At 66.3% G+C, this 5,404-nt stretch carries 5 protein-coding genes; 2 read left to right on the forward strand and 3 right to left on the reverse strand.

Going from position 1 to position 5,404, the window contains the following annotated elements; genetic code table 11:
* On the forward strand, positions 1-887 hold an 887-nt coding region (locus Q8N40_RS20590; protein WP_305713103.1), incomplete at its 5' end, for an NAD(P)/FAD-dependent oxidoreductase.
* 206 nt (positions 888-1,093) lie between these two features.
* Positions 1,094-1,648, forward strand: coding sequence for a DUF2147 domain-containing protein (locus Q8N40_RS20595; RefSeq protein WP_305713107.1), 555 nt, complete (start codon positions 1,094-1,096; stop codon positions 1,646-1,648).
* Between the two features lie 66 nt (positions 1,649-1,714).
* On the opposite strand, the gene Q8N40_RS20600 is transcribed toward Q8N40_RS20595, so the two are convergent.
* The 3 genes from Q8N40_RS20600 to Q8N40_RS20610 form a co-directional block, all read right to left on the reverse strand.
* A complete protein-coding gene (locus Q8N40_RS20600) occupies positions 1,715-3,676 on the reverse strand; it encodes a hypothetical protein (RefSeq protein WP_305713104.1) in 1,962 nt (653 codons plus the stop codon).
* A 132-nt stretch (positions 3,677-3,808) separates the two neighbouring features.
* A complete protein-coding gene (locus Q8N40_RS20605; protein ID WP_305713105.1) occupies positions 3,809-4,876 on the reverse strand; it encodes a YbhN family protein in 1,068 nt (355 codons plus the stop codon).
* 333 nt (positions 4,877-5,209) lie between these two features.
* Positions 5,210-5,404: PIN domain-containing protein (locus Q8N40_RS20610; protein ID WP_305713106.1), on the reverse strand; the 195-nt coding region annotated here is incomplete at its 5' end.

The raw sequence follows: 5,404 nt of genomic DNA on the forward strand, positions 1-5,404 counted from the left end.
TCTATCCGGAAAAGCCGATCTACGACATTCCAGGCATTCCCTTCGTCACCGGCCAGGGCCTGACCGACGCGCTGATGGAGCAGATCAAGCCGTTCAACCCGACCTTCCATCTCAACGAGATGGTGGAGACGATCGAGAAGAACGGCGATCCTCTCTTTCGCGTCACCACCGATGCCGGCCAGGTGTTCGAATGCAAGGTGGTGGTGATCTCGGCGGGCGGCGGCTCGTTCCAGCCGAAGCGGCCGCCGGTGCCGGGCATCGAGGCCTATGAAGGCACCTCGGTGTTCTATTCGGTACGCAAGATGGAGCAGTTCCGCGACAAGGATCTGCTGATCGTCGGCGGCGGCGATTCCGCGCTGGACTGGACCCTCAACCTGCAGCCGATCGCCAAACGCGTCACGCTGCTGCACCGTCGCGACGATTTTCGCGCAGCACCCCACAGCGTCGAACAGATGCGCGCGCTGGTGGCCGCGGGCAAGGTCGATTTGAAGATCGGCCAGGTCACCGCGCTGGAAGGCGAGGGCGGCAAACTCACCGGCGCCACCATGAAGGGCAGTGACAACGCCGTCTCGACCATTTCCTGCGACACCATGCTGCCGTTCTTCGGCCTGACCATGAAGCTCGGCCCGGTCGCCAATTGGGGCGTGGCGCTGGAGAACAATCTGGTCGCGGTCGAGACATCAGCGTTCGAAACCAATGTGCCCGGCATCTTCGCCATCGGCGACATCAATACCTATCCCGGCAAGCTGAAGCTGATCCTGTGCGGGTTCCATGAGGGCTCGCTGATGGCGCAGAAGGCGCACCGCTACGTCTATCCGGACAAGCGGCTGGTGTTCCAGTACACCACCTCGTCCTCCAGCCTGCAGAAGAAGCTCGGGGTCAACTGATGCCCCGATTGATTCCTGCGGCAATGCCCTGAAAGAGGCATGCCGGCCGCGCCTGATGGCGGCCGGCGGCACTGGAACCGTCCGCGAAATGGCCTTAGTCTGGGGCCATTGTTTTATGGATTGGTCAGGTGGTGAAAATGCAGACTGCGATATCCAGAATCAAACAGACGCTTTTTTTCGTGATCGGTTTCGGCCTGTTCGCCACGATGGCGGCGGCCCAGGTCGCGGAGCCGACGGCCGCCGGGCTGTGGCAGAAGATCGAGGACGGCAAGCCGGTGGGCTGGTTCCTCGTGGTCGATCGCGGCGGCGTCTTCGAGGGCGCGATCGCCAAGACCTTCCCGCTGCCCGGCGAAGCGCCCAACCCGGTCTGTTCGAAATGCGTCGATGATCGCAAGGATGCGCCGGTGCTCGGCATTTCCTTCATCCGGGACATGAAGCGCGATGGCCTGAAATACGAGGACGGCAACGTGCTCGATCCGCGCGACGGCAAGATCTACAAGGCCAAGATGAGCGTCAGCCCCGATGGCCAGACGCTGACGATGCGCGGCTATATGGGGATCGCGCTGTTCGGCAAGAACGAGATATGGACCCGGTTGCCGGATACGGCGATGGCCCAGCTCGATCCGGCCGTGGTCACCAAATGGCTGCCGGCGCAGGCCGCGGCGATGAAGCCGCCACCGGGCGGAAAGCAGCCGGCCGCGCCGAAAAAGGCCGCCGCGCCCGCAATGGCGCCGGCTCCGGGCACTCCGCCCGCGCGGTAGAGCAATGTTGATCTTCTCCCCTCCCTCCACGCGCGCTTGCGCGTGGCGGGGAGGGGAGAAGAAAGCTCAACGCGCGACGCCCGCCGCCGGCTCCGCGTCGAGTTGCAGCACCGCGGCTGCGGCCGGCACGGCCGCATCCGCCATCGCGGCATGGCCTTCGGCGGAGGGATGCACCGCGCCGCCATAGACCGCGGACAGAACGCCCCAGGTCGCATCGTGGATGTCGGTGGGCTGGCTGGAGGCCGGCAAGCCGCCGGGATAGGTCATCGCGGCGAAATAGCTGTCATTGGCGTCGCGGATCCAACGCGCGCGCGGCAGATAGGCGCGATATTCGCCGGCGCTGCGGCCGCACAGCATCGGCTGGCTGGCCGCGGTGACGATGTCGGGATCGAAGCTTTCGCCCTTCGGCGAAAAACACGCCTGGTCGAATACCGGATCGGTCGGCGCCCGCGCGCAAAAACCGTGGCCGGCGAAGGCGGGCTGATGCGCGTCGACGAAGGTCATGCGGTCGGCGGCGGGATCGCGGCACAGGATGCCGCCCTGGCACAGCGCCAGTGACTTCAACGCCGGCAGGAACTCGTTCTGCACATAATTGGAGACGTTGGCGAGCCGCTGCGGCTCGGCGTTGAAGGAGGGGTGGATGTCGAAACCGGCGGGGCCGCCGGCGCACGGTCCGCCGTCCGCCGCCAGCGTCGGATTGGCGTAGGAGACATAGAGCACCCTAGACATGTCGCCGACCAGCGGCTTCAGCGCCTCGCGCAATTTGGCGAAGCCGCGCGGCAGATCGCGCGTCATGGCGCTGCGGGAATCCTCCACCGAGCCGATCACGCCGGAGCGCCGGAACAGCGCCCGCTCGGTGGCATTGTCCACGATCACGTCGGCGACCAGCCCGGAAAAATTGATGTCGTTGGCGCCGATCGACAGCAGCACCAGGTCGAGCCGGCGGTCGGGCTGGCGGCGCTTCGCGGCGGTGAGGGCCTCGCGCAATTCGCTGAGCTGGGCGTTCACCTTGCCGGAGCAGTTGGCGCCGGATTTGGTCGGCGGGCATTCGCGCGCCTGCTGGGTGCCGAACAGCCCGTCGGCGATGGTGGCGCCGGTGCAGGCCAGCGGCAGATAGGTCACCGCGATGTGCGGATATTGCGCGGCGAGCGCCAGCGCGGTGCGGGTCTGGTAGCTGTACAGCGAGCGGTGGCAGGCCGAATTCAGCCACAGCGCGCTCTGGCGCTGCCACACCTGCAGACTGTCGGGCGCCTCGCAGGCCCGGCCGCCCTTGTAGCCGGCGCGGCTCGGCCGGTAATATTGCGTGTAGGCCATGCCGAGATAGGAGCGGAAACAAAACCCCTCGTCCGCCAGCGCCACCGCGCGGTCCGGATTGCCTTCGCCCGACGCGATACTGTCGCCGAGCCCGGCGATGAAGATATCGCGCACCGCGATCTCGGTGGTGACCCTGAGCGGCGCGTCGGGACCGGACGAGACGTCCACGGTGGCGACCGTCGGCCGGCCGTAGCGCGCCCGGAAATTGACCGGCTCGGCGCAATCGAAGGTGGATTGCCGGGGACCGTCGCCGTCGTCCAGCGTCCAGGCGCAGGTGGCGCCGACCGGAACCTGTCCGGTCAGCCGCAGCGTGACCGGATGCTCGGTCGGCGTCAGGTAGCTTTCCTTGACGCCGTCGCGGTTGCAGGGCTCGCTGACCCGGCCCAAGAGGTCGATGCAGAGCCGGTTCACCGCATTGCGGGCCCAGCCGCGGCCGTCGCTCTGCAGCGCCAGCGCCTGTTCGGTGGCGAGCACGCTGCGGCCGCGGCCGCCATCGGTATGCAGCAGGAAGTCGCGTTCCTCCCGGAACAGCCGGAAGCGGTTGCGGACCTCCCACGAGATCTGCATCGCGGCGTCCGGCGCGCCTTGCGTCGCCGGCGCATTCTGCACGGCCGCCGGCGGGGCGAGGGGAACCTGCGCCGCCGCCGGCAACGCACCAGGCGCTGCCGCCAGCAGCGCTGCGGGCAAGATGAGGCGGAGTTGAATTCGAACCATGGCGCGTTTGACGCTACTGGTGGGGCGGAAATAAGAGAACCCGCTTTTCTTCTCCCCTCCCCACCACGCGCAAGGGCGCGCGGGAGGAGGGGAGAAGAAAGCGGGCGCGGGCTGTGTTGCCCGAAATACTCGCTACCCCTGCGCCTGCCGCTTCACCTGTTGCCGCACCGGGGCGGAGGCGGTGCAGGCCTCGTCCAGCTCGTTCAGACGGCGGCGTTCCTGCCAGGGCAGGATGACGCTGAGCCACAATTCCCTGAACCCCATGATCGAGATCGAGATCGCGAACGGGATCAGGAAATACAGGATCCGGAACACCACCAGCGTCGCCAGCAGTTCCTCCCGGCCGAACTGCGGCAGGGCGACCAGCATGGCGGCGTCGAACACGCCGATCGAGCCCGGCGCATGGCTGGCGAAGCCGAGCAGGGTGGCCAGGATGAACACCACCGCCAGCGACACGAAATCGATGGCGGGATTGGCCGGCATCAGCAGATACATCGCCAGCGCGCAGAAGCCGAGATCGACCACGCCGATCACGACCTGCAGCAGCGTCAGCCGCGCCGACGGCAGCACCACCTTCCAGCCGTTCTGGCCGAGTTCGCGGCGTTCCTTGCCGGTGACCAGCCAGACGAAATAGGCCGCGATGCCGGCAAGGCAGCCGATCGCGATCAGCCGGTTCACCGCCGGCGGCAGCAGGTCCATCGCGGTCGCGGCCTCCGGGTGCCAGGCCATGCCGATGCCCAGCACGAACAGATTGCCGAGCCAGAAGGTGAGGCCCGACAGGAAGCAGATCTTGGCGACGTCGATGGCGGAAAGGCCGTGATCCGAATAGATCCGGAACCGGATCGCGCCGCCGGTGAACACCGTGGCGCCGATATTGTGGCCGATCGTGTAGCTGGTGAAGCTCGCCAGCGCCGCGGTGCGATAGGGCACGTGCCGCTTGCCGATGGTTCGCAGCGCGAAGAAATCATAGAAGGTCAGCGTGAAGAACGCGCCGATCACGCACAGCGCCGCCAGCGCGATATTGACAGGCGGAATCTCCGTCAGCGCGACCAGGATCACGCCGGTATCGACCCCCTTGAGGGTGCGGACCATGGTGGCGATGGCGAAGGCGATGATGACGAGGCTCGCGACGATTCCGAGCCGTTTCCAGCCGATCCGTTCCTTGAAGCCACGCCTCAGCGTGGTCAGCAGTCCGTGCATTCTTCCTCCCGGCGGGGCGGCAACAGGTTGAGAGCCTTCTGGCACCGATTGATGACAGGCATACGCCGATCGCCGGTTCCGTGAAGATCCATAAGGCAAAAACGGGGCGTTGTGCAGTCCTTGACAACGCCCCGCACCTGGCCTCCGGCGGGCGGATGTCACATTTTGTATATATGCGTTAACGCGGAAAATCCGAGTCGGGGGTGGGGAGGGATCAGCGGCTTGGGGGGATGTTCCCTGTTCCGCCGCCGAAACAATCTCCCCTCATGCTGAGGAGCGAGCGACGCGAGCGTCTCGAAGCATGGGTCGCGGGCGACTCCCTGGCAGGGCGCTTCACAAGCCAGCCTCAATGAACGGATTGACGATGACGAGCCTGCCGAATTTGCAGCCGTGCTGCATGTCCTCGGTGTACAGCGTGTCGCAGCCGGCCTCCAGCGCGGCGGCGACGATCAGCGCGTCGTAGAACGACAGGCGGTGATGCTCTGCGAGAGTTTGCGCGGCTCTGTGCAGATCAAGCGTGAGCGCCAG

The organism is Bradyrhizobium sp., from assembly GCF_030693485.1.
Classification (GTDB): domain Bacteria; phylum Pseudomonadota; class Alphaproteobacteria; order Rhizobiales; family Xanthobacteraceae; genus Bradyrhizobium.

Coding starts and splice junctions, on each gene's coding strand:
- Q8N40_RS20605 (WP_305713105.1), bottom strand. CDS start 4,876: ATGCACGGACTGCTGACCACGCTGAGGCGTGGCTTCAAGGAACGGATC.
- Q8N40_RS20595 (WP_305713107.1), top strand. CDS start 1,094: ATGGCGGCGGCCCAGGTCGCGGAGCCGACGGCCGCCGGGCTGTGGCAG.
- Q8N40_RS20600 (WP_305713104.1), bottom strand. CDS start 3,676: ATGGTTCGAATTCAACTCCGCCTCATCTTGCCCGCAGCGCTGCTGGCG.